This is a genomic window from Leptolyngbya sp. FACHB-321 (genome assembly GCF_014695975.1).
Taxonomy (GTDB): Bacteria; Cyanobacteriota; Cyanobacteriia; order Leptolyngbyales; family Leptolyngbyaceae; genus Stenomitos.
The window spans coordinates 1-1,683 of record NZ_JACJPI010000004.1 but is presented as its reverse complement, the minus strand read 5'-3'; the positions used below and the strand labels follow the sequence as shown (position 1 = coordinate 1,683).

Annotated in this window: 2 protein-coding genes and 1 pseudogene; all 3 read right to left on the bottom strand. The window is 46.4% G+C overall.

Annotation, left to right across the window (positions count from 1 at the left end):
- Nucleotides 1–113, bottom strand: a pseudogene (locus H6F76_RS31255) (disulfide bond formation protein DsbA); the annotation flags it as partial.
- A gap of 103 nt (nucleotides 114–216) precedes the next feature.
- Nucleotides 217–870 (bottom strand): GPP34 family phosphoprotein, encoded by a 654-nt coding sequence (locus tag H6F76_RS00045; protein ID WP_190504831.1) that lies wholly within the window; start codon nucleotides 868–870, stop codon nucleotides 217–219.
- 236 nt (nucleotides 871–1,106) lie between these two features.
- Entirely contained in the window at nucleotides 1,107–1,475 is a 369-nt protein-coding gene (locus H6F76_RS00040; RefSeq protein ID WP_190504829.1) for a peptidoglycan-binding domain-containing protein, read from the bottom strand.
- Nucleotides 1,476–1,683: the final 208 nt, after the last annotated feature.

Genomic DNA, 1,683 nt, shown 5'->3' with positions numbered 1-1,683 from the left:
TCTTGATAGTCTCCATACATCACCAGCACGACCTTTGCACTCAGCACACCTTGCATCCAATCTTGGGTTGAAGGGGGTACAAGTAAGGGACCGTGACTACGATCGTCGTTCATTTTTTTACGTTTGCATCAAGCAGCAACACTCTGGACAATTCTGACAGAAAAGCTTTCCTATCAAAAATTTCCGAGCTATTGTTCTATAGAGCTCTTAACGATTTCATCCGCCATTGATTGTACTCAGAGTCGTGGCTGCTTGAACCGTAAAAATTGCCTTTGAAACTGCTTTGCCGACCAGCTCCCCTTCTGCGATCGCCTTAATTCTTGAGCGCGCTTCAGAACGTTCTTCAGGTCTGAACACCGCATCGGTCAGGTGAGAGGCTTGCATCAAACTAATCAATGCTGCCATCCGAGAATCCAGTCCAATGCCTTCTAACACGGCTGCACGAACTTGCTGGACAATCTCGCGTTGAATAGATTCATCGGTTAGAAAATATCGCTGCGTTGGAAACAGTCCAAGAATGCGTTGCTCTTGTCGTTCTAAAACACCTAAATCAACTAAGTTCTGCAACACAATCGTTTGAATTCCTAGGTATCTTCGTCTCCAACGAGTCACCCAGAACCTTGCAGTTCGAGGACGAGACGATGCTAGAACCTCACTGAGGCGTTGATCTAAGAATTCATTGCCTGTGTTGCCTGCGATCGCACCGATCACACGATTGTCGTTGTCGATCTCAAGTTCGCCTTGCAGTACTAAATCTAGTAATAAAGAACCGACCAACCCATAGTCAAGCGCAGAGTACCAAGAGAAGCGAGTTTTTCCAGTTTGGGGATTGAGTGCAAGAAGGATTAAGTCCTGTGAAAGATATTGCATGATGAATTTCTTATTGAGGTATGCTGCGGTTCCTCCGGAGCTGCGTCTCGGTGCTAACCGCAAGTCTGATACCGAAAGGTAAAGATCTTAAGCGGCTTCTGTCCATGTGCCTGTGCGATCAAGAAAGGGAGAGCAGTCAGGGGCAGACCATTGAAGCAGGGAACCTGGCAATAAAAGCTGGGAAGAACCCTGTGATTCAGGGCATTCCCAGCGTCTTGAGATCAGGGATTGCTGCGTTAGCGGAGGTTTCGCCAGCGTCGAGCAAATTCCTCCAGATCAAATCTAGAAATCCGGGATTGCAACCAGTCAAATGCCTGTTTTTGATAAGGGTAGTTCGATGGCTCGTAGTAAGTGGCGGCATCCGTCAGTTGAATGGGTGCATTGCGACGAAGGGCTTGCCAAGTTTGAATACCAACTATGCCATCTGCAACAAGACCATTCTGCTGTTGAAACTGAACCACTGCGACTCGCGTCGCACCGCCAAAGACTCCATCGACTGTAATGTTGATTCCTTTCGCATTGAGCAATTGTTGTAGCTCAGTAACAGCAGCACCGGAATCGCCTTGGCGTAGTGTTGGGTTTGTAGCGATGAAAGTAGAAGTCATAGATTTATCTCCTGACTGCATGACTGTTTGTATAAATTAAATATAGGTGGCTGCCTTCAAGCTGTCGCCTACAGCAAGTTAAATTTTTTACAGTGCAAATTGATAGAGCAACCATGCGATCGCAAAGTAGAAGGCTGACTCTAACTTAAGTTAGAATCCGAATTTGATCGAAAGTACATCCTACAAACTTACAATGCCGCGTTTAACG

Coding starts and splice junctions, on each gene's coding strand:
- H6F76_RS00045 (WP_190504831.1), bottom strand. CDS start 870: ATGCAATATCTTTCACAGGACTTAATCCTTCTTGCACTCAATCCCCAA.
- H6F76_RS00040 (WP_190504829.1), bottom strand. CDS start 1,475: ATGACTTCTACTTTCATCGCTACAAACCCAACACTACGCCAAGGCGAT.